Here is a 20,548-nt window from a genome sequence, read left to right on the forward strand (position 1 = left end):
CCCTCAAAAATGGATTTTGAGGGCATTATCTGTCCACTCACGGCGCTTGCGAGCGGTGGGAGCCGGTGGATGGGCCCACGCCGGCGAGGGCCCCGCCGCGAGCTTGCGAGCGGTGGGAGCCGGTGGGGACTAGACCAGGCTGCGCAGGATGGCGGCAGCACCGTCGTCGTACACGGAGGCCGTCACCTCATTGGCGGCGGCCTTCACCTCATCCTCGGCCTGCCCCATGGCCACGCCACGGTTGGCCCAACGCAGCATTTCAATGTCGTTGGACCCATCACCGATGGCCACTGTCAGGGCGTTCTCTATCCCCAGGGATGTCCGCAGCACCTCCAGTGCGGATGCCTTGGTGACGCCCGCAGCCGCTATGTCCAGCCAGGCGCTCCAGCCGATGGCGTAAGTCACCCCGTGCAGGCCGGCAGCTGCAATGGCGTTGGCGAACTCCGCCGTGGATGCCTCGGCGCTGTTGACCACCACCCGGACGGCCTCGGCCTGAAGCAGGTGGTGAAAATCGACGCCGCGGGCCTCAATACCAAAGCTGCTGTCCTGAAAACGGGCGGTGGAGAGGAAGTTGCCCTCGGCGTCCTCCAAGGCGAATTTGGCCCCGGGGATGCGCTCGTGCAGGGCTGTCAACGCCGGTGCCGGGTCAAAAGTCACCCGGTCAATAATCTCGTAGCCATCAAGCAACCCCGGATCCAGGCGGATGGTCACACCGCCATTGGAGCACACCCCGTAGCCGTGGCGAAGACCAATGGCCTCCACGATGGGAAGCAGCGCGCCCAGCGAGCGGCCCGTGGCGATGATGACGTGATGCCCCGCGTCAACCACTGCCTGGGCTGCGTTACGGACGCCCTCGGTCATGATGCCGTCGTGGTCAACGAGTGTCCCGTCTACATCCAGGGCCACCAGGTACTTTGTTTTTTCATTTGTCCGGTCATCGATGCCGGGAATTACATTATTTACTGTCATTGTCATGTCTCCAGTCAAACAGATTGGGCTGGTACTGCCACGCATTTTGGCTGTTAAAACCGTGAACGCCGGGTTAATACTCACAGCTGTATGCACAGTGTGTGTATTAACCCGGCGTTCACGCGGCGCCAAGAAACTACAGGACGGGGAACACTTCCAGCCCGCCCATGTACCTGCGTAGGGCCACGGGAACGTTGACGGAACCGTCGGCGTTCTGGTGGTGCTCCAAGATGGCCACAATCCATCGGGTGGTGGCCAGGGTGCCGTTCAAAGTAGCAACAGCGCGGGTGCCGCCCTTGCCGCCGTCGTCAGCCACCAGACGTTCGCGGATGTTCAGGCGGCGGGCCTGGTAGGTGGTGCAGTTGGAGGTGGAGGTCAGCTCGCGGTACGCATCCTGGGTGGGCACCCAGGCTTCGCAGTCGAACTTGCGGGCGGCCGAACCGCCAAGATCGCCGGCCGCCGTGTCGATCACACGGTACGGCAACTCCACCTTGGCCAGCATTTCCTCTTCCCAAGCCAGCAGGCGCTGGTGCTCCGCCGCAGCGTTCTCAACAGTGGTGTAAACAAACATCTCCACCTTGTTGAACTGGTGCACGCGGATGATGCCGCGGGTGTCCTTGCCGTGCGAACCGGCCTCGCGGCGGTAGCAGGAGGACCAGCCGGCGTAGCGGACCGGTTCGTCAACGTTGATGATTTCGTTGCCGTGGTAACCCGCCAAAGCCACCTCGGACGTGCCCACCAAGTACAGGTTGTCCTCGGCAAGGCGGTAAATTTCGGCGTCGTGCTCCACGTCAAAGCCGGTGCCGGCCATGGTTTCGGGCAGCACAAGCGTGGGGGTGATCATGGGTGTGAAGCCGGCCTCGATGGCCTGGTCCATGGCCATCTGCAGCAGCGCCATTTCCAGGCGGGCACCAACACCCTTGAGGAAGTAAAACCGTGAACCGGAGACCTTGGCGCCGCGTTCCATGTCGATGGCACCAATGAGTTCGCCAATTTCCAGGTGGTCGCGGGGCAAGAAGTCCGGGAATTCGCGCGGCGTGCCAACAGTTTTGACGACCACATAGTCGTCCTCACCGCCTGCCGGGACGCCGTCGGAGATCAGGTTGGCCATGCTGCGCACCAAAGCGTCCTGCTCGGCGCTGGCCGCATCGGCCGCCGCCGAGGCTGCCTTGACGGCCACCGCAAGCTCTTTCACCTCGGCCAGGAGGGCTTGTTTTTCCTCGCCCTTGGCTTTGGCCACCTTTTTGCCAAACACGTTTTGTTCAGCGCGCAGAGCCTCAAAAGAGGTGATCGCAGACTTTCGTGCGGCGTCAGCGGCGATGATGGAGTCCACCACTGACGGTTCGGCACCGCGGGCACGCTGGCTGGCACGGTAAGTTTCGGGATTTTCGCTGAGGTCTCGTACATCGATCACGTCCTAAGCCTATCCAATCAATGCAACTTGACCGGTTATGGTTAGAGAATCATGCAAACTGAACTCCTTGCGGTCATTATTGTGGCCATCGTTGTGCTCGCCGTCGCCGTCAGCTGGCTGGGCGTGCGCAAGCTTGCCCAGAAGCACACACGCAGCGCCGTGGCTGATTCCCCGCACAAGATTCACTTGGCGAAACAGCAGGTCGCCTTCATTTACAACCCCACCAAAAACGGCACCGGTGACGCAAAAGCGCTCATTAGCCGTTCAGTGTCCAAGGCTGGCTGGCCGGCCCCCCTCCTCTTCGAAACCACCGCCGAGGACCCGGGCTTCTCGATGGCCGCTGCAGCACTGGAGGCCAAGGCCGACGTCGTCATTGTGGGCGGTGGAGACGGAACAGTGCGCGCCGTGGGTCAGACTTTGCGGCACACGGAAGTTCCCTTGGCTATTGTTCCCCTGGGCACTGGGAACTTGCTGGCCCGCAACCTGAATCTGGATGTCACCGATATTGCCGGCAGCGTCCAAATCGCCTTGTTCGGGCACCAACGGCATATCGACGCCGGGCTCATGGAAATCGAGGACAGTGTCACTGGCGCCGTTGCCAAGCATTCCTTCATGGTCATTGCCGGTCTTGGCATGGACGCCGACGTCATGAATGACACCAATTCCAAGTTGAAGGAACATGTTGGCTGGCTTGCGTACAGCGAGGCCGGATTGCGGCACATGGCTGGCCCGCGCAAAAAGGTCAGCATCGAGTTGGATGACGAACCCGCCCAGCAGCGCAAGATCCGTTCGGTGCTCTTTGCCAATTGCGGGATGCTGCCGGGCGGCATTGATTTTGTTCCCGGCGCCCTCATTGACGACGGCGTTCTGGACGTTGTGGTGATTAGCCCCCGCAGCGCTTTGGGCTGGCTGGCCATGGCCGGAAAAGTGGTACTGCGGCACAAGAACCGCCTGCCTGTCATTGACTTTTACCGCTCACAGAACCTGACCATCAGGACTGTCATGCCGGTGGAAACCCAGATCGATGGCGACCCGTCAGGGCCCGCCACCTGTGTCAAGGTCAGTGTGGAACACAAGGCAGTGCTGGTGCGCGTGCCGGCACCGAACAACCCGGCGTAGGCTCTCTGGCCCCGGCTCGACAGCATCGGGTGCGAAGGCTGAACGTCACAGGATTCAGTCAGTTTCGGGGCGCAGCGCCTGTTCCTTGATGAGGCGTTCCTCTTCGTCAAAGCGCAACTCATTGGCGTCGTCGCTTTCGTCCCCCACCGATGTGTCGCGGCCTACTTTGGCACCAGGATTGACTATGGTGCCTTCTTGGCTGCTGCTCCTGCCTACATGCGGATCCATGGTTGACTCGCCTCTTCCCTGCTGGGACCAACGTTTCCCTCTCCAGACATGTGGTCATGAAGATACCCAAAGCATAGGCTTGCGGGTGCCGCAGCGAAAGGGATGCGCGCCAGCCAATCACCACAAGGCCACAGCCGGCCGTTGCCGGTGGGGGCGTCGCTTAGCTGCCGGAGCCTACGCTAGGAGCGAGTCAACCCATGTGGCGGCTTCCTCAAACGCTGCGTCAGAATTGTAGGCGCGGATCAACGGCGGCTGCGCATCGGCCCGCGGATAGGAGCCCAGGAAGCGGATGTCCGGGCTGACCCTGTGCAAGCCACGCAGCGCCTCAGCAACGCGGGCATCACGAATGTGCCCCTCCAGGTCGAAACTGAAAATGTAGTGGCCCAGAAACTGCCCCGTGGGCCTGGACTCAATACGGCTCAGGTTCACGCCGCGGCTGGCAAATTGTTCCAGTATTGCCATCAAGGCGCCCGGGTGGTCATCAGGCAGGGGAATCGCCAATGTTGTCTTGTCAGCCCCGGTTGGTTCGGGCAGGGAGCCGGGCTTGGCCACCAACACGAAGCGGGTAACAGCGCCACTATTGTCCTCAATACCTGCGGCAAGGATACTGAGCCCTGTTTGTTCGGCTACCAGCGGCGCACAAACAGCGGCCTGAAAGGCTGACGTGCCCGCCAACAACTGGTGAGCAGCAGCAGCCGTCGAATTTGCCGGCACATGGTCGGCCAGTGGAAGTTTTTCGCCAAACCATTCCCTGGTCTGCGCCCACGCGTGCGGGTGCGTACCCACAGCAGTGATGTCCGCCAGGGCAACCCCCGCCGGGGCCACCAGTACAAAGCTGACGGGCACCACAACTTCATGGATGATCCGCAGTTCCACACCGTTGGCGATGGCGTCCAGTGTTGCCGGCACGCCGCCCTCAATGGAGTTCTCAATGGGCAGCATCGCGGCAAAAGCTTCACCGTTGCGCACTTTGTTCAGGGCAGCGGCGGCCGTGTTGGAGGGAATCCGCACCAAATCTGCCGCACCAGGAACCTGCAACAACGCCGACTCGGTAAAAGTCCCTTCGGGCCCAAGGAAGGTCAGGGGCAGCGCAGAATCAGCGGGCAAGGAAGTCATGGAGCACCTGTTCGTCGAAGCGGAAGAGATTTAGAGGACGCGCGGCGATTCACCGTTGGAGGAAATCATGGGCTTTTCCGATTCAAACCAGGCACCCATGCCACCAAGAACATTAAAAGCACTGTAGCCGTTTTCGGTCAGCCAGTTGGTGGCCCGGAAGGATCGGCCGCCTGTGCGGCAAATAATGTTGACATCCGTGTCCGGGTCGAGTTCTTCCAGACGGGCCGGCAACTGCTCCAGCGGAATGTGCAGCGCACCCGCAATGTGGCCCGCTTCCCATTCATAGTCTTCACGGACATCCAAAATCACTGCATCCACAGCTAGCTCGGCAACAGTGACGCTCATGATGTCTGACATGTGTTCTCTCCTTGCAGGTAAAGACAAATCCGGCTTAAGCCTACTGCCCGAGGGGCCCCGCGTGAGCGAAGCGAGCGATGGGGAGGGCCGGAGGCGCTACTGCCCGAGGGGCCCCGCGTGAGCGAAGCGAGCGATGGGGAGGGCCGGAGGCGCTACTGCCCGAGGGGCCCCGCGTGAGCGAAGCGAGCGATGGGGAGGGCCGGAGGCGCTACTGCCCGAGGGGCCCCGCGTGAGCGAAGCGAGCGATGGGGAGGGCGCGTGGAGCTAACGACGTTTCCCACCATAAAATGTGATGTTCCGCAAGAGTAGTGTAAAAATTGGACTTGTGAGTTCACAAAATAGCCCCGCCGGTCCGGCATTGGCACCCCAAAAGCCCCGCGACACATCCTTCTTCGGACAGCCTAAAATGCTGCTGAATCTCTTCAGTGTGGAGCTGTGGGAGAGGTTCTCCTTCTACGGAATGCAAGGCATTCTGGCGTACTACATGTACTACACCGTGACCCAAGGCGGGCTCGGTATTGCCGAAGGTACGGCGCTGGGCATTGTTGGCGCCTATGGCGGTGGCGTCTACCTCTCCACCATCCTTGGCGCTTGGGTTGCCGACCGTCTGCTCGGCTCCGAGAAGGTACTGTTCTACAGCGCCATCATGATCATGGCCGGGCACCTGTCCCTGGCCCTGTTGCCCGGCGCTGTGGGCTTGACGGTTGGCTTGATCCTGATTGGTGTTGGCTCCGGTGGTTTGAAAGCCAACGCCACCTCACTGGTCGGCACCTTGTACGCCAAAGACGACGACCGCCGCGACGCCGGTTTCTCCATCTTCTACATGGGCATCAACATCGGTGGACTCATTGGCCCGCTCGTCACCGGCTGGTTGCAGGTCACGTGGGGCTTCCACGTTGGCTTCGCCGCGGCAGCTGTGGGAATGGCCTTTGGCCTGCTGCAGTACGGTTTGACGCGCAAGAACCTGCCCGAGACAGCGCACGAGGTTCCCAACCCGTTGCCGAAGTCCCAGTACGGCACGTTTGGCGCCCTGGCCGCCGCTGCAATCGCGCTCATTGTGGCAGCGGTAGCCTTGAAGCTCATTACGGCCGAGAACCTCAAATGGATCATTGTGGCAGTCGTCATCCTGGCAACCATCACCTACTTCGCCGTCATCCTTGCCAACAAGACGGTGACGGCCGTGGAGCGCAGCCGCGTATATTCGTTCATGCCGTTGTTCCTGGCCAGCGCCGTCTTCTGGTCATTGTTCCAGCAGCAGTTCACAGTGGTTGCCCTGTACGCCGACAAGCGCCTGGACCGCATGGTGTTCGGCTGGGAAATGCCGCCCAGCTGGGTCACTTCCATCAACCCGGTGTTCATCATCATCCTGGCCGGCGTGTTTGCTGCCGTCTGGACCAAGTGGGGCCCGCGCCAGCCCGGCACGCCCGTGAAGTTCTCCGCCGCATTGGTCGTGATGGGCCTGGCTTACCTGTCCTTCATCCCGTTCGCCGGCATGGCCGCCGTCCCCATGATGGCCATTGTCTTCATCTTGCTGCTCTTCACGGTTGCTGAACTCATGCTTTCCCCCGTGGGCCTCTCACTGGCCACGAAGCTGGCCCCGGCCGCATTCCAGACGCAGATGGTGGCCCTGTTCTTCCTGTCCATCTCGCTCGGAACCGCCATGTCAGGTGTGCTCGCCCAGTGGTACGACCCCACCAACGAGGCCCCGTACTTCCTTGTCATTGGCTTGGTATCCATCGGGTTCGGCATCTTGTTGTTCCTAGTCAAGAAGCCCATCAAGAAACTGATGTCGGGCGTCATGTAGGTCTTGATCCTTAAAGAACGACGGCGGCACTCACCCTCACGCAGTTGCGTTGGGTGGGTGCCGCCGCCAGTTAGGTGACGTGCTTAACCGATACCAGCCAGCCAGGTGTAACCATCTGATGCCGGGCTATAGGAGCTAGAACCCGCCATGGCGATGACGAAAAGAACAAACACGTAGAGTCCGCCGTAAATCAGCAGCGCCAAGTAGTTGGTAATGAGCCCGGTGATGGAAAATGATCTGCCTTGAGGGCTTTCCTTCTTCAGGCCTATGTGGCCCAAGACGATGCCAACTATCTGCGGGACAATGAAAAATCCGAACCCTGCCACGAGCGAGACCAGGCCAATGATCATGCTGGCCAGGCTCATGCCGCGTGGGCCACTCGTGGGATCCACATAGCCCGGGCCGCCCTGGTAGTAGCTTGGGGCGCCATATTGTTGGGCACCGAACTGCGGTTGACCATATTGTTGTTGTCCGCCAGGCTGCTGGCCATACGGCTGCTGTTGTCCGTACTGCGGCTGCGGCTGAACATACTGGGGAGGCACCGGGTTTTGGAACTGTTGGTTCTTGACCAAGAAATTATCGGGCACCGCAGGAGCCACATAGGTCGGCGGGGCCGCAGGAGCCACATAGGGCGGCGGGGTGTTGGCGGGCTGGCCAGCGTCTGGTTGCGGCTGCTCTGGCTGATTCGACATTGCTAACTCCTGCTGGATTTGGTTTCCCGTCAGGCACGCAACGGGGAAAGTTAAGCTGCCTTCCATAGTAGTCCCGGCACCAGTGCAGCTTGCCGCGCATGCTGGCGTGGAGTTCATACTCTGGGCATCACGTGCCATTTCGGCGTCGGCTCTGTCATGCTGTGATCATGGCTAGCCGCGCGGGCACTACTGCCCTTCCCCAGGACCTTGTTGATCTTTCCGCTTTGCTGGATGCTTACTATGATCTGACCCCGGATCTCAGCGATCCGGCGCAACGGGTGGCCTTTGGCACCTCGGGGCACCGCGGTAGCTCATTGAAGACGTCATTCAATGAGGGCCACATTGCCGCCATTACCCAGGCCATTGTGGAATACCGCAACGGCCAGGGAATCACTGGCCCCTTGTTTATGGGCAAGGACACGCACGCCCTGAGCGAGCCGGCGCAGAACACGGCCCTGGAGGTTTTGGCTGGCAACGGCGTGGAGGTTCTCATTGACGCCCGTCATGGTTACACACCCACCCCGGCTGTTTCACATGCGATCCTCAGCCACAACAAGGGCCGCGAGGAGGGATTGGCCGACGGAATTGTGGTGACGCCCTCCCACAACCCGCCCGGCGACGGCGGCTTTAAATACAATCCTCCGCATGGTGGGCCAGCCGATTCCGACGCCACCGGCTGGATTGCCAACCGCGCCAACAAACTGCTTGAAAACGGTTTGCGTGGAGTGAAGCGAGTGCTCCTCTCCGATGCCTTGGCAGCCTCCACCACCGGCAGGTTCGACTTCCTGTCCGGCTACGTTGATGACCTGCCCTCCGTGCTGGATCTTGACGCCATCCGGGCCGCGGGCGTGCGCATCGGGGCCGACCCCATGGGTGGCGCTTCGGTGGACTATTGGGGCGAGATCGGCGAACGCCACAATCTGGACCTCACGGTTGTCAACCCCACAGTTGACCCCCAGTGGGCCTTCATGTCGCTGGACTGGGACGAGAAGATCCGCATGGATTGCTCCTCCCCCTCGGCCATGGCGTCGCTGATTAATAAGCTTGCCGCCGGCGCACCCTTCGACATTGCCACGGGCAACGACGCCGACGCCGACCGTCACGGCATCGTCACCCCCGACGCCGGGCTGATGAATCCCAACCATTACTTGGCCGTCGCCATCCGGTACCTCTACACGCACCGTTCACAGTGGCCGGCAACAGCCAGCGTCGGAAAAACCCTGGTTTCTTCCTCCATCATTGACAGGGTTGCGGCCGATCTTGGCCGCCAATTGGTTGAGGTTCCCGTAGGTTTCAAGTGGTTTGTGCCGGGCCTGCTCTCCGGCGAGGGCGTCTTTGGTGGCGAGGAGTCAGCGGGCGCCTCCTTTGTGAAGAAGGACGGCTCCGTCTGGACCACCGATAAGGACGGCATCCTGCTGGCACTGCTTGCCTCGGAGATCACTGCCGTCACCGGCAAGTCGCCCTCGCAGCACTACGGTGAGCTGACAGCCCGCTTTGGGGCGCCGTCGTACGCCCGCATTGACGCGGCCGCCAGCCGTGAGCAAAAGGCGGCCCTGGGCAAGCTCTCGGCGGCCGACGTCACAGCCACCATGCTTGCCGGTGAGCCCATCACGGCCAAGCTGACCGAGGCCCCCGGCAACGGCGCGGCAATCGGCGGCCTGAAGGTCACCACCGAGAACGCCTGGTTCGCGGCCCGCCCCTCCGGCACCGAGGATGTGTACAAGATCTACGCCGAGTCCTTCAAGGGCGACGCACACCTGGCACAGGTTCAGGCCGAGGCGAAAGCCCTGGTGGACGGCGTCATCTCCTAAAACAACCGCACGTGCCGTTGGCGGTGGCCCACCATTTTTCCGGCGACTATCCGACGCGTCGGCCGCGGGCGGCCTTTGGCGTCTCCTTTACGTCGCCAACAAAAATGCTGGCCCCACCGCCAACGCCGAACTGGTGTTAGTGGTGGGCGCCTAGTTCGTGTTCGGCGTGGTTGACGGGCTCCAGTTGGAAGGTGGAGTGCTCAATGCTGACATCGAAGTGGCTGGCCACGCAGCTTTGCAGGGCGTCGAGCATGAGCGGGACGTGGCCGTCGTGGAAGCATTCGTCATCCACCACCACGTGGGCGGAAAGGATCGGCAAGCCTGTCGCGATTTGGCTGGCATGGAGGTCGTGGACGCCACGAACATGCTCGAGGGCCAAAATGTGCTCCCGGACCTCATCCAGGTCAAGCCCTGACGGCGTCGATTCCAGCAGCACACCAATGGTTTCCAACAGCAGCTTCAGCGTGCGCGGCAGAATCAGGGCACCAATGAGCATGGCCACCACGGCATCGGCCTGCATCCAGCCGGTCAGGGCAATCACAATCGCAGCCACAATGACGGCCACCGAGCCAAGGGCGTCGTTGACAACCTCCAGGAACGCTGCGCGCATATTGAAGTTCTTGCCCCGCCCGCCCATCAGGACGAACATGGAGATGATGTTTCCCAGCAAGCCGATGGCGCCGAAGATGATCATCTCCGTGGAGGCTATTTCGGTGGGGTTGAAGAGCCGCTGAACGCCCTCCACCAAAACAACAAGTCCCACGGCGAGGAGAATTGCGGCCTGCGCTGTAGCAGCGAGCACTTCTGCGCGCGCAAATCCCCACGTCCGCTTGCTGGTTGCCGGGCGCGTCATCAACCGTGCGGCCAGCAGTGCCATGGCGAGTCCGCCGGCATCCGTGAGAACGTGTGCGGAGTCAAACAGCAACGCCAAGGATCCTGTGAGCAAGGAGCCGATGACCTGGAACACGAAGACGGCCAGCGTAATACCCAGGGCAACGGCAATGCGTCCCTGGTGACTCTCGCCGGGGGCCCCAGCGTGGGAATGGGAGTGATCATGACCAGACATAACTCAATAGTACATCCATTGATGAATCCATCCACTAATGTATGATATTGAGAATGAAGCCCATTAGCAACGCAGCCGTGCTGGCACGGTTTGGCTACGCACTCTCCGACCCCACCCGGGCCGAGATCTTGATGAGCCTTGCCAAGGCGCCACAGTATCCAGCCGATTTGGCCAGTGAGCTCGGTGTTTCCCGCCAAAGCATTTCCAACCACCTCTCCTGCCTGCGCGACTGCGGGCTTGCCGTGGCCATTGCCGAGGGACGCCGGGCACGGTATGAGCTAGCCCACCCCGAACTGGCCCACGCGCTGAATGATCTCCTCGGCGTCGTCCTGCTGACGATTGAAGGGCACATCCCGCACCCCTAGCTCGACCCTGCGCAGGGACTAGGCGCCCCGAACCACGCACAAAACACCGTGTGCCTATATTCTTATCGGCAGGCTGTGCACTGGCATGGCATTGACTGGAGGCACATTGATGAATTTGTTGGGCACTAGGTGGCGCGTTCACGGGGACGGCAAAACGATCGAACCGGGGCAAGTTGTCAGCCCCGATGAGCGGTTGAGCTGGCCCCGAACGGTTGGCATTGGTTTGCAGCACGTGGTGGCCATGTTTGGCGCCACCTTCCTGGTGCCCCTGCTGACCGGAATGCCGCCCGCCACAACCTTGTTCTTCTCCGGCATCGGCACACTGCTGTTCCTGGTGCTCACCCGGGGCCGCGTGCCCAGCTACTTGGGTTCCAGCTTTGCCTTTATTGCGCCAATCCTGGCCTCGCAGCAACAATTCGGCGTGGCCGGTGCGCTGGGTGGCGTGGTGGTTGCCGGCGTGACGCTGGCCGTACTGGGCTTTATTGTGCAAAAATTTGGCGCAGCCTGGATTAACCGGCTCATGCCGGCACCTGTCACGGGCACCATCGTGGCGTTGATCGGCCTGAACCTGGCACCTTCGGCGTGGAACAACGTCAAGCTGGCCCCCGTCACGGCAGTCATCACCCTGGGCACCATCATCTTGGTGAGCGTCCTGTTCCGCGGAATTCTGGGGCGCCTGGCCATTCTGGTCGGCGTGGCGCTCGGCTACCTGGTGGCAGTGCTGCGCAACGAGGTGAACTTTTCCAAGATCAACGACGCCGACTGGTTGGGTCTGCCGTACTTCCAGACCCCCACCTTTCACCTTGCCGTCCTGGGCCTGTTCATCCCCGTGGTGCTGGTCCTGGTGGCGGAAAATATTGGCCACGTGAAATCGGTGGCGTTGATGACCGGGGAAGACCTTGACCCTTACGCGGGCCGTGCCTTGATCGCCGACGGCGTGGCCACCACCCTGGCCGGCCTAGGCGGCGGCTCGGGCACCACCACCTACGCGGAAAACATTGGCGTCATGGCCGCCACCAAGGTTTACTCCACTGCCGCCTACTTTGTTGCCGGCATTGCTGCGCTGCTGCTGAGCTTCTCCCCCAAGTTTGGCGAGGTCATTGCCACGGTCCCGGTTGGTGTGCTTGGCGGTGCGGCAACCCTGCTCTACGGCATGATTGGCGTGTTGGGTGTGCGCATCTGGGTGCAGAATAGGGTTGATTTCTCCAACAACATCAACCTGACCACCGCCGCCGTGGCCCTGATCATCGGCGTTGCCGACTTCACCTGGAATATCGGCAACCTGCAGTTCGCAGGTATTGCGCTGGGCACGGCGGCGGCACTGATTGTGTACCACGGCATGAGTGCCCTGGCGAAGTGGCGCGGCACTGCCACAGACCCACTCGATCCCGGCACGGGCCCCGCCACGGTCACGCTCGGGAAGCACTGATAGGGAAGCACTGATAGCCCACTCCCGGTGAATTCCTTGCCGCGGTAGAAGGCGCCAATTCCTACCGGGCTTCCCCGGCCGGGCCCTGCCGCCCACCAAAAATGTCAGCAAAGGAGAGCCGGTGGCCACCTCAAGGAGGTGGCCACCGGCCGCAGTTCCGTACCACTTAGACGGTGACAGGGCTGCGCTTGGCGTCAACGTCGCCTGGCTCGTCCATGCCGGCGGACGGCGGGGCGACGTGGCCGTCGTCGTCCAGGGAAAGCTCATCAAAGGGGTCACGGCCCGCCAGAACGTCGCGGGCCTTGTCCATGTCAAGCTCACGCGTCCACTTGCCAATCAGCAAGGTGGCGACGGCGTTTCCGGTGAAGTTGGTGAGGGCGCGGGCCTCGGACATGAACTTGTCGATGCCCACAATGACCCCCATGCCGTCAAGGAGGACCGGCTTGTGCGCCGCCAGCCCGGCCGCGAGGGTGGCCAGTCCGGCCCCGGTAACACCCGCGGCACCCTTGGATGCCACCACCATGAACACCAACAGGCCTATCTGCTCGCCGAGATTCATGGGCAGGCCCATGGCTGTGGAGATGAACAAGGCGCTCATGGTCAGGTAGATGGCCGTGCCGTCAAGGTTGAAGGAGTAGCCGGTGGGGACGGTGATACCAACCACGGGCTTGGAGACTCCTGCATGCTCCATCTTGGCCATCAATCGCGGCAGGGCGGACTCTGAGGAGGAGGTGGCGAAGATCAGCAGGTATTCGCGGGCCAGGTAGCGCATCAGGGCGAAGATGTTCAAGCCGGTGACCAGGCGCAGAATGCTGCCAAGAATGATGACAATGAACAGGGCGCACGTCAGGTAGAAGGCGGCCATGAGGATGGCCATGGACCCGATCGCCGCCCAGCCCGTGGCGCCAACCACTGCGGCAATGGCACCAAACGCACCCACCGGGGCCAGCCACATGATCATCGTCATCAGTTTGAACACCAGTTTTTGAAGGTGCTTGACGGCGTTCAAAACCGGTTCCCCGGATTTGCCCATGGACTGCAGGGCAAAACCAACCATGAGCGCCAGCACCAGCGTCGGCAGGACGGGGATGTCGCCCGGGATCATCTCCATCAAAAACTTCACGGTGGAGTTCACCTCCGCACCGGCGGCCGCCTCGTACGGCTTCAGGTGCAGCCCGGAGCCGGGGTGGATGATGTTGCCCACCAGCAGCCCGATTCCCAGGGCAATGGTGGACATGGTCATGAAGTACAGCAGTGCCAGCCCGCCCACCTTGCCCACAGTGGCCGCCTTGGCAATGGACCCGACACCAATCACCAGGGTGCAGAAGATGATGGGCGCAATGACCATCTTGATCAGTGAGATGAACATGGTGCCCAGCGGCTTCAGGGCCATCCCCACCTCGGGGGCCAGCAGGCCGATGGTTGTGCCCAGGACCACCGCAGCGATGACTGCAATGTACAGCCAATGGGTTTTGTCCATTCTGCGGCGCGTAGCCTTGGCCGTGGCGGCTGCCCCTCGTCGTTGAGAGCTCATGGTCACTCCTTGTGGTCTTCGGTGATTAGCATTGATGGATGGAGGGTGTGGCCCCTCTCACTCAAGATTGCGGCCGGACGTGACTTATCTCACTGTTGTGTTCATATTGGTCATAAGGAGAGGCACTCAAAATGTTGTGGCGCAAATGGAGCATTGCCCGGCGACTGTTCGCCGCAAACCTCCTGTTCGTGCTGCTGCTGAGCGCCACCTTGGCCGCGGTGATGGTGGCCGACGCCGGATCCCGCACCTATGAGCAGACCCGTCAGCGCATGCTTTCGGTCGCCACAACCCTGGCGGTCAGCCCCCTGGTGTTGGAAGCCGCCGACTCCCCCGACCCCTCAGCTGCGCTGGAGGACTACGCGCTGGCCGTCATGAGGGACGCAGACGTGGACTTCATCACCATGATGGACCCCTCCGGTATCCGCTGGACCCACCCGGATCCGGCGCAGATTGGCCGCCCCTACGCCGGCTCCATCACGCAGGCGCAGGCCGGCCACATTCACTTTGAGACCACCGCAGGAACACTGGGCCCCTCCGTGCGGGTCATTGTCCCCATCATGGACGACGCCGGAACGCTCAAGGGCATGGTGGCGGCCGGCATGACAGTCAGCAACGTCCAGGTCCTGGTCAACGCCGCGCTGCCAGCCCTTTTCGGGCTGGCAGCTGCCTTGTTACTGGCAGGCTCGCTGGCAGCCTGGCTCCTTGGCCGCTACCTTCACCGTGTCACGATGGGCCGGGGCCCGGAGGAACTCTCCCAACTGTTTGTCTACTACGAGTCGGTGTTGCACTCGGTGCGTGAAGGCATAGTCCTGGTGGACACCGGCGGCACCGTGGTCCTGTACAACGACCACGCTGCCCTCCTGCTCGGCATGGCACCGCCGGGAGACTCCGCATCCTTCCCCGCTGGAGGCCCCACCCCGAAGACTAAGGCGCGGGCCCACGGCCGCCGGGGCGCCGGCCGTACCGTGCGCGCCGCTGCCGCCGTGGCTTCGCTCCAGCTGCCCGAATCGCTGAAGGAGCTTCTGCTCAGCGGGCGTACAGCCACGGATGAGGTCCACTCCGCAGGTGACCGCCTGCTGGTGGTCAGCCAGCGCGCGGCCCTGGTTCCGGGGGCCAACACCCCCGCCGGAACGGTGGCAACCCTGCGCGATCACACCGAGTTGACCCGTCTGGCGGGCAGCCTCAACAGCACCGAAACCCTGGTGGAGGCGCTGCGGGCACAAAACCATGAGCACGCCAACCGGCTCCATGCCATCATTTCCCTGATAGAACTCGACAGGGCCACGGAAGCCCTGGGTTTTGCCAACAATGACCTGTCCCAATCGGTCCGGCTGGGCGGTGCTTTCGTGGGCACTCTCGACGAGCCGTTTCTTGCCGCGCTGCTGCTGGGCAAGTCCGCCCAGGCGCAGGAACGGGGTGTGACGTTGGAATTGAGTGGCGGGGGTACGCTGCCGCCGGGGCTGCTGGACCTGCGCGAACTGGTCACGCTGCTGGGCAACCTGGTGGACAACGCCATTGATGCCGCGGCCGCTGGCGCCGGGGACTCAACACAGGCCACAGTCTGGGCGGATCTGTTGGTGGCCGACGGCAGTCTCACCATCACGGTGGCCGACAACGGCCCGGGCCTGCCCACCACCGACCTGGATGTGCTGGGGCGCATCGGCACCACGGCGAAGTCCTCCATCGCCCCCGGCGGCCGTGGCTACGGCATGGCTTTGATCCGCCGGGCCACGGCCGCTCTGGGCGGCACCATCACGGCCGAGAACGACGGCGGCGCCGTGCTGAGCGTCGTCATCCCCTTGGCGTCAACAACTAAGCGGACGGAATGGTCATGACAGCTGCCACAATCATCCGAGTGCTGGTGGTGGACGACGAACCGGTTGCCCGCACGGCCCACGCTAACTATGTGCGGCGCCTGGACGGGTTTGAAGTTGCCGCGACGGCCGACGGCATGGGTGCCGCCCTTGCCGTGCTGAACGATCCGGCCACCTTGCCCATTCAGCTGATCCTGCTGGATATGAACCTTCTGGACGGGCACGGCCTGGACCTCTTGCGGCGGATCCACGGCTTGGGCATGGTGCCGGACGTCGTGGCCATTACAGCGGTGCGGGAAAGCCAGGTGGTGCGCTCGGCGATTGCTTTGGGCATCTCGGCGTACCTGATCAAGCCCTTCACCTTTGCCGCGTTTCGGGACAAGCTGGAGAGTTATCGCAACTTTCACGACGTGCTGGCGGGACGCACCATGACCAGCCAGGACGCCGTCGACCGTGCCCTAGCGACGCTGCGGCCCAGCGGTAAACTGCAGTTGCCCAAGGGCATGATCGTCGAAACCCTGACAACTGTGTCCGACTGGCTGCGGGCGGCACAGGCCCCTGCATCAGCAACGGAAGTGGCCGGGGCACTGAACATGTCCCGGGTCACGGCCCGCCGCTATCTGGACCACCTCACGGAGACCGGATCCGCCGCCAAGGCGCCCCGCCACGGCTCCCCCGGACGGCCCGAACTGGAGTACCGCTGGTCCCGCCCCCACTGAGATGCGCAACAAGCACCCCGGCAACTGCGCACTGGATGAGGCGGCGCTGGACTCAAAACACGCTCAGATACCGTTGAGCGCCTCGGAGGTGGCCCGCGTGGTGAACAATGCGGCGTCGGCCAGGGCCGCCTCCGCGGAACCTGCCAGATCCGTTGCACTGACGGCGGACACCACCCCGTGTTCGGCCAGTTGCTGGGGTGTGACAGTGATTCGCCCGGCCACGACGACGACGGGAATCCCCCGTGCGTGCGCGGCGTCGGCCACTCCCAGCGGACCCTTGCCGGACAGGGACTGCACATCAAGGGACCCTTCGCCCGTGATGACCAAGTCAGCGTCCGCCAGAGCAGAGTCGAGATCGATCATCGTGGCTACCAAGTCAAAGCCGCGCTCAATGGTGGCATTGGAGTAAGCCACAAACATGGACGGGAAGCCGCCGGCAGCACCCGCCCCTGGAACGTCTATGTCAATCCCGGTGGCCTCGTGCACCACGGCGGCCAAGTTGCGCAGCCCCGCATCGAGGTGTTCCACAGCTTGCGGGTCGGCGCCTTTTTGCTGCGCAAACACGTGGGCAGCCCCGGTGGGACCGTATAAGGGGTTGTCTACATCCACTGCCATCCGCAGTTTCACTTTTGCCAGCCTCGGGTCAAGGTCTGAGGCGTCCACGGCAACAACATCCGCCAGCGAGCCACCGCCCAGGGGCACCAAATTGCCGTTGACATCGGAGAGCCTAAGTCCCAGGGCTCGCAAGGCGCCCGTGCCGGCGTCGGTCATGGCGGAGCCGCCCAGGCCGATAATAATTTCCGTGGCGCCGGCGGCCAGCGCGGCAGAAATCAACTGTCCGCAGCCATAGGAATGGGCGCGCAGGGAGTTCTCCACGGTGGGTTCGCTGAGCAGGTAGCCGCTGGCTTGCGCCGTTTCAATGACTGCCACCCCGGTCTGGGTATGGAACCCCCACGCCGCACCAACAGGCTTGAGGATGGGCCCCACCACAGCGTTCAGGCGTTCACTAAAGCCAGCGGCCACGGCGGCGTCCACCGTGCCTTCGCCACCGTCGGCAATGGGGAGGGTGGTCACCACTGCGTCGGGGTAAACGCGCAACGCCCCTTCGGCCATGGCCGCAGCCGCCTCGGGACCAGTAAGGGTCCCCTTGAACTTGTCCGGGGCAATGAGGATACGCATGTCTCCATCCTGCCACCGGTCACTGACAGTGCTGAATCGTTACGTCCAGTACCCTCGCTGGCGCATCACCTCGGCCAACAAATCGGCCCTGTCGCTCATGATCCCGTCCACTCCCAGCTCAAAAAGGTGGTGCATCTGTTCGGGATCGTCAATGGTCCAGACGTGGACCTTCAATCCGAGCCGATGCGCCCGGCGCACAGTCGCGGCCGTGACCAGCTCAAAATTCCCGTGCCGGCGCGGAATTTGCAGCACGTCCACCCCGCGCATCAAAAACCGGGTGAGGGGGCTGGGCAACCACGGGCTGAGCAGAAAATAGCTCGCCAAATGCCACTTGCCCGGGGAGTTCGCCAGGGGACGGCTCAACCTGGCCAAGACCTGACGACGGCGTTTCCCGGAAAATGAGGCCAAACACACCCGATCGTGCAGCCCCCATTCCTCGATGAGCTCCGCCAACGGCACCACCGAGCCCTGGTCCTTGACATCAATATTGAATAGCGCCGTTGGCAGTGCCGCAACAAGTTCGGCCAAGGTGGCGATGGGTTCCCGGCCACCGATCCGGGCCTGGCTCACCACCGAGTACGGCAGTTGTGCGATGGCACCGTCGTGGTCCGTCACCCGGTCCAGTGTTGGATCGTGGAAGACCACAGTCACGCCGTCGGCTGTGGTGTTGACATCGGTTTCCACATAGCTGTACCCCAAATCAAGCGCCGCCTTGAACGCCGTAAGAGAATTCTCCAGCCCATCACGGGAGAACCCCCGGTGCGCAATGGCAACAGGGTGGAGGGAGTCCAAATAGGGTTTGTGTGATTTCCTCGGCGGCATGGCGGCGGCCTAAGCCAGCCGCAGGGCAGCCAGCCGGGACTCAATAACCTGGGCGACGCCGTCGGCCTCAAATCGGGGGGCCGTCAGCGACGTGGCTGCGAGCGCCTGCGGGTGACCACTGGCCATGGCATAGCCGGCACCCGCCCAGCCAAGCATTTCAATGTCATTGGGCATGTCGCCGAAAGCCACAACGTCGGCGGCGGCAATGCCCACGGAAGCAGCGTACTGGGCGAGTGTCACTGCCTTGTTGACACCCCTGGGGCCCATTTCCAGCAACGCCAGCTCAGGCGCGGAGTGTGTGACGGCAATGAGGGAAGCCAGCCCGGGCGCAACAACCTGCAAGAACTCGTCGGCACTTCCGGTGTGCAGTACGGCCAGCATCTTCACGATCCCGCCGTCGGCAATGTCGCCGGTCAGCACCGTCGGCACAACATTGAGGCTGCCGGCCGGGATCCGATCGCCCAGGAAACCGTCCTCAACATGCAGCCCGGTGAGAGACTCCAATGCAAAGCGCGCCTCCGGGGCCAGTCCGGAGACGACGTCCCGCACCCGGGCCACCGTGTCCCAGCTGATCACATGAGAGTCAAGGACTTTTTCGGCACCGAGATCATAGGTCACCGCGCCGTTGGAGCAGATAACTGTTCCTGTGTGGCCAATTTGTTCGCGGATGGGGTCCAGCCAGCGCGGCGGGCGTCCTGTCACAAAAACAATGTCAACCCCGGCTTCTGCAGCAGCCGCGAAGGCTTCCACTGTGCGGTTGCTGATGGTGCCGTCGTGGCCAAGAATGGTTCCGTCAATGTCGCTGGCAATTAAACGCATACCCAAGGCTATCCAACTTCGGCGCAGGCGTCGGCAAATGACTCGCTGGTCACGGTGAACTCCGGAACAGGGGTCGGCAGGGCCTATGGCCGTAGTCAAAGACGGCGCTTCGGCTTACTGGAAGGTCATTTCTGCAATTCGTCGCGGCGCGGCGGGTTGGCCCCGGCGCGGGACACGGTGATGGCGGCAGCCCTGGCCGCATAGGCCAGGATTTCGGCCAGGGTGGCTGTGCTCATCTCACGCAGGGTGCCGCGACGTTGTGCGCCATCTAGTTCCCTGTCCACCAGGGTTGACAGCAGCGCGGCCATAAATGAGTCGCCGGCCCCCACAGTGTCAACAACCTGCACCTCAGGAACCGGGCAGGCAACCTCGCCCGCGGCGCACACAGCCCACGGACCGGCCCCGCCCTGGGTCAGGACCACGACGGCGGGACCTTGAGTACCGCCCAGCGCCAGCCACGTGCGGGCCGACTCCTTGGGGTCAACGCCCGGGTAGAGCCACATCAAATCCTCATCCGAGGCTTTGACGACGTCGGCCAGGCGAACGAACTTTTCCGCCTGCTCGCGCGCATAGTCCACGTCGGTCACAATACTGGGCCGGCAATTGGGGTCGTAGGTAATGGTGGCCAGCGGGTGCACGGCCGTGACAGCCGCAAGAACCTGTTGGGCGCCGGGAGCAAGCATGGTGGCGATGGAGCCTGTATGCAACAAAGTAGTGGCGCCAAACATGAAACTCGGCGCACCATCAGTGGTGGTCAATTCCGGCAGGGACCAGTCCAAGGCGAACTCGTAGCTGGCGGCACCCGCGGCATCCAGCACCGCCCGGGCCACCGAGGTGGGCAGCGCATCGGGCACCAGGGGGACCATGACGGAGTTAGTCCGCAGATGGCCGGCCACCATGTCCCCATACGCGTCGTGGCCGTACCGGCCAAGGAACTGCACAGCATGCCCCAATCGTGCCAACCCCACAGCAACGTTCATGGGGCTGCCTCCCACATGCGGGACAGGGTCCTTGCCGGGGCGCACCACTTCATCAACCAGAGCTTCACCGATAACAGTCAACATGGCACTAGCCTACGACGCCGCCGTGCCGAGACTGACATGGAAGATCTCCCACCCGCGGATCGTGTTCATTCCCCGTCATGTTTGTATCGACTCTGTGCAAAAGCAGCTGCATGAATGGCTGGTGGTGCACGCATGCTGATGGCCATGGCAGCCCCCGGGGAACGGGGCGACACCGTCGACACCGGCTCCTTGATCCAGTTTTTTGCTTCATCTGCGGTGCTTCGACT

19 protein-coding genes are annotated in these 20,548 nt (G+C 62.6%); 7 read left to right on the plus strand and 12 right to left on the minus strand.

The window, feature by feature from the left end:
- Window positions 1-129: 129 nt before the first annotated feature.
- Both ACX80E_RS03630 and serS read right to left on the minus strand, forming a co-directional pair.
- Complete coding sequence (locus ACX80E_RS03630) at window positions 130-975, minus strand: HAD family hydrolase (RefSeq protein ID WP_459300543.1); 846 nt, start codon at window positions 973-975, stop codon at window positions 130-132.
- Between the two features lie 130 nt (window positions 976-1,105).
- Entirely contained in the window at window positions 1,106-2,383 is a 1,278-nt protein-coding gene (gene serS / locus ACX80E_RS03635; RefSeq protein WP_459300544.1) for a serine--tRNA ligase, read from the minus strand.
- Between the two features lie 51 nt (window positions 2,384-2,434).
- Here serS and ACX80E_RS03640 point away from each other — a divergent pair, with 51 nt between their 5' ends.
- Window positions 2,435-3,502 (plus strand): diacylglycerol/lipid kinase family protein, encoded by a 1,068-nt coding sequence (locus ACX80E_RS03640; protein ID WP_459300545.1) that lies wholly within the window; start codon window positions 2,435-2,437, stop codon window positions 3,500-3,502.
- A gap of 54 nt (window positions 3,503-3,556) precedes the next feature.
- Here the strand turns inward: ACX80E_RS03640 and ACX80E_RS03645 are convergent, their stop codons facing one another.
- The 3 genes from ACX80E_RS03645 to ACX80E_RS03655 form a co-directional block, all read right to left on the minus strand.
- On the minus strand, window positions 3,557-3,730 hold the full coding sequence (locus ACX80E_RS03645) for a hypothetical protein (protein WP_459300546.1): 174 nt from the start codon (window positions 3,728-3,730) through the stop codon (window positions 3,557-3,559).
- A gap of 174 nt (window positions 3,731-3,904) precedes the next feature.
- Window positions 3,905-4,846 carry a prephenate dehydratase gene (gene pheA, locus ACX80E_RS03650; protein ID WP_459300547.1) on the minus strand — a complete coding sequence of 314 codons (942 nt, stop codon included), beginning with the start codon at window positions 4,844-4,846 and terminating at the stop codon, window positions 3,905-3,907.
- A 30-nt stretch (window positions 4,847-4,876) separates the two neighbouring features.
- Window positions 4,877-5,203: a rhodanese-like domain-containing protein gene (locus ACX80E_RS03655; protein ID WP_459300548.1), complete on the minus strand. Its 327-nt coding sequence runs from the start codon at window positions 5,201-5,203 to the stop codon at window positions 4,877-4,879.
- A gap of 406 nt (window positions 5,204-5,609) precedes the next feature.
- On the opposite strand from ACX80E_RS03655, the gene ACX80E_RS03660 reads away from it, so the two are divergent.
- Window positions 5,610-7,007, plus strand: coding sequence for a peptide MFS transporter (locus ACX80E_RS03660; RefSeq protein WP_459300638.1), 1,398 nt, complete (start codon window positions 5,610-5,612; stop codon window positions 7,005-7,007).
- A gap of 83 nt (window positions 7,008-7,090) precedes the next feature.
- Here the strand turns inward: ACX80E_RS03660 and ACX80E_RS03665 are convergent, their stop codons facing one another.
- A complete protein-coding gene (locus tag ACX80E_RS03665; RefSeq protein WP_459300549.1) occupies window positions 7,091-7,699 on the minus strand; it encodes a DUF4190 domain-containing protein in 609 nt (202 codons plus the stop codon).
- A 167-nt stretch (window positions 7,700-7,866) separates the two neighbouring features.
- Here ACX80E_RS03665 and pgm point away from each other — a divergent pair, with 167 nt between their 5' ends.
- Entirely contained in the window at window positions 7,867-9,510 is a 1,644-nt protein-coding gene (gene pgm, locus ACX80E_RS03670; protein WP_459300550.1) for a phosphoglucomutase (alpha-D-glucose-1,6-bisphosphate-dependent), read from the plus strand.
- A gap of 136 nt (window positions 9,511-9,646) precedes the next feature.
- On the opposite strand, the gene ACX80E_RS03675 is transcribed toward pgm, so the two are convergent.
- Window positions 9,647-10,576 (minus strand): cation diffusion facilitator family transporter, encoded by a 930-nt coding sequence (locus ACX80E_RS03675; RefSeq protein WP_459300551.1) that lies wholly within the window; start codon window positions 10,574-10,576, stop codon window positions 9,647-9,649.
- Between the two features lie 53 nt (window positions 10,577-10,629).
- Here ACX80E_RS03675 and ACX80E_RS03680 point away from each other — a divergent pair, with 53 nt between their 5' ends.
- Window positions 10,630-10,941, plus strand: coding sequence for an ArsR/SmtB family transcription factor (locus ACX80E_RS03680; RefSeq protein WP_459300552.1), 312 nt, complete (start codon window positions 10,630-10,632; stop codon window positions 10,939-10,941).
- 109 nt (window positions 10,942-11,050) lie between these two features.
- Window positions 11,051-12,370 carry a uracil-xanthine permease family protein gene (locus ACX80E_RS03685; RefSeq protein ID WP_459300639.1) on the plus strand — a complete coding sequence of 440 codons (1,320 nt, stop codon included), beginning with the start codon at window positions 11,051-11,053 and terminating at the stop codon, window positions 12,368-12,370.
- Between the two features lie 166 nt (window positions 12,371-12,536).
- Here ACX80E_RS03685 and ACX80E_RS03690 read toward each other — a convergent pair whose 3' ends face one another.
- Window positions 12,537-13,904 (minus strand): cation:dicarboxylate symporter family transporter, encoded by a 1,368-nt coding sequence (locus ACX80E_RS03690; protein WP_459300553.1) that lies wholly within the window; start codon window positions 13,902-13,904, stop codon window positions 12,537-12,539.
- A 131-nt stretch (window positions 13,905-14,035) separates the two neighbouring features.
- Between ACX80E_RS03690 and ACX80E_RS03695 the strand changes: the two genes are divergently transcribed.
- The gene (locus ACX80E_RS03695) at window positions 14,036-15,739 is read left to right on the plus strand and encodes a sensor histidine kinase (protein ID WP_459300554.1); all 1,704 of its coding nucleotides are present in this window, start codon (window positions 14,036-14,038) and stop codon (window positions 15,737-15,739) included.
- Complete coding sequence (locus ACX80E_RS03700) at window positions 15,736-16,437, plus strand: response regulator (RefSeq protein WP_459300555.1); 702 nt, start codon at window positions 15,736-15,738, stop codon at window positions 16,435-16,437. Before ACX80E_RS03695 ends, ACX80E_RS03700 begins: the two co-directional genes overlap by 4 nt.
- 63 nt (window positions 16,438-16,500) lie before the next feature.
- Here ACX80E_RS03700 and ACX80E_RS03705 read toward each other — a convergent pair whose 3' ends face one another.
- The 4 genes from ACX80E_RS03705 to ACX80E_RS03720 form a co-directional block, all read right to left on the minus strand.
- On the minus strand, window positions 16,501-17,616 hold the full coding sequence (locus ACX80E_RS03705) for a glycerate kinase (RefSeq protein WP_459300556.1): 1,116 nt from the start codon (window positions 17,614-17,616) through the stop codon (window positions 16,501-16,503).
- Between the two features lie 39 nt (window positions 17,617-17,655).
- Window positions 17,656-18,408 carry a glycerophosphodiester phosphodiesterase gene (locus ACX80E_RS03710; protein ID WP_459300557.1) on the minus strand — a complete coding sequence of 251 codons (753 nt, stop codon included), beginning with the start codon at window positions 18,406-18,408 and terminating at the stop codon, window positions 17,656-17,658.
- Window positions 18,409-18,447: 39 nt separating this feature from the next.
- Window positions 18,448-19,257 (minus strand): HAD family hydrolase, encoded by an 810-nt coding sequence (locus ACX80E_RS03715; protein ID WP_459300558.1) that lies wholly within the window; start codon window positions 19,255-19,257, stop codon window positions 18,448-18,450.
- A gap of 125 nt (window positions 19,258-19,382) precedes the next feature.
- A complete protein-coding gene (locus ACX80E_RS03720) occupies window positions 19,383-20,321 on the minus strand; it encodes a carbohydrate kinase family protein (protein WP_459300559.1) in 939 nt (312 codons plus the stop codon).
- Window positions 20,322-20,548 lie beyond the last annotated feature (227 nt).

The organism is Arthrobacter sp. TMN-49 (genome assembly GCF_054511095.1).

Bases quoted from the DNA above. Each gene is read 5' to 3' on its own strand.
- ACX80E_RS03630 (WP_459300543.1), bottom strand. From the start codon at position 975: ATGACAATGACAGTAAATAATGTAATTCCCGGCATCGATGACCGGACA.
- ACX80E_RS03640 (WP_459300545.1), top strand. From the start codon at position 2,435: ATGCAAACTGAACTCCTTGCGGTCATTATTGTGGCCATCGTTGTGCTC.
- ACX80E_RS03645 (WP_459300546.1), bottom strand. From the start codon at position 3,730: ATGGATCCGCATGTAGGCAGGAGCAGCAGCCAAGAAGGCACCATAGTC.
- pheA (WP_459300547.1), bottom strand. From the start codon at position 4,846: ATGACTTCCTTGCCCGCTGATTCTGCGCTGCCCCTGACCTTCCTTGGG.
- ACX80E_RS03655 (WP_459300548.1), bottom strand. From the start codon at position 5,203: ATGTCAGACATCATGAGCGTCACTGTTGCCGAGCTAGCTGTGGATGCA.
- ACX80E_RS03660 (WP_459300638.1), top strand. From the start codon at position 5,610: ATGCTGCTGAATCTCTTCAGTGTGGAGCTGTGGGAGAGGTTCTCCTTC.
- ACX80E_RS03665 (WP_459300549.1), bottom strand. From the start codon at position 7,699: ATGTCGAATCAGCCAGAGCAGCCGCAACCAGACGCTGGCCAGCCCGCC.
- pgm (WP_459300550.1), top strand. From the start codon at position 7,867: ATGGCTAGCCGCGCGGGCACTACTGCCCTTCCCCAGGACCTTGTTGAT.
- ACX80E_RS03675 (WP_459300551.1), bottom strand. From the start codon at position 10,576: ATGTCTGGTCATGATCACTCCCATTCCCACGCTGGGGCCCCCGGCGAG.
- ACX80E_RS03680 (WP_459300552.1), top strand. From the start codon at position 10,630: ATGAAGCCCATTAGCAACGCAGCCGTGCTGGCACGGTTTGGCTACGCA.
- ACX80E_RS03685 (WP_459300639.1), top strand. From the start codon at position 11,051: ATGAATTTGTTGGGCACTAGGTGGCGCGTTCACGGGGACGGCAAAACG.
- ACX80E_RS03690 (WP_459300553.1), bottom strand. From the start codon at position 13,904: ATGAGCTCTCAACGACGAGGGGCAGCCGCCACGGCCAAGGCTACGCGC.
- ACX80E_RS03695 (WP_459300554.1), top strand. From the start codon at position 14,036: ATGTTGTGGCGCAAATGGAGCATTGCCCGGCGACTGTTCGCCGCAAAC.
- ACX80E_RS03700 (WP_459300555.1), top strand. From the start codon at position 15,736: ATGACAGCTGCCACAATCATCCGAGTGCTGGTGGTGGACGACGAACCG.
- ACX80E_RS03705 (WP_459300556.1), bottom strand. From the start codon at position 17,616: ATGCGTATCCTCATTGCCCCGGACAAGTTCAAGGGGACCCTTACTGGT.
- ACX80E_RS03715 (WP_459300558.1), bottom strand. From the start codon at position 19,257: ATGCGTTTAATTGCCAGCGACATTGACGGAACCATTCTTGGCCACGAC.
- ACX80E_RS03720 (WP_459300559.1), bottom strand. From the start codon at position 20,321: ATGTTGACTGTTATCGGTGAAGCTCTGGTTGATGAAGTGGTGCGCCCC.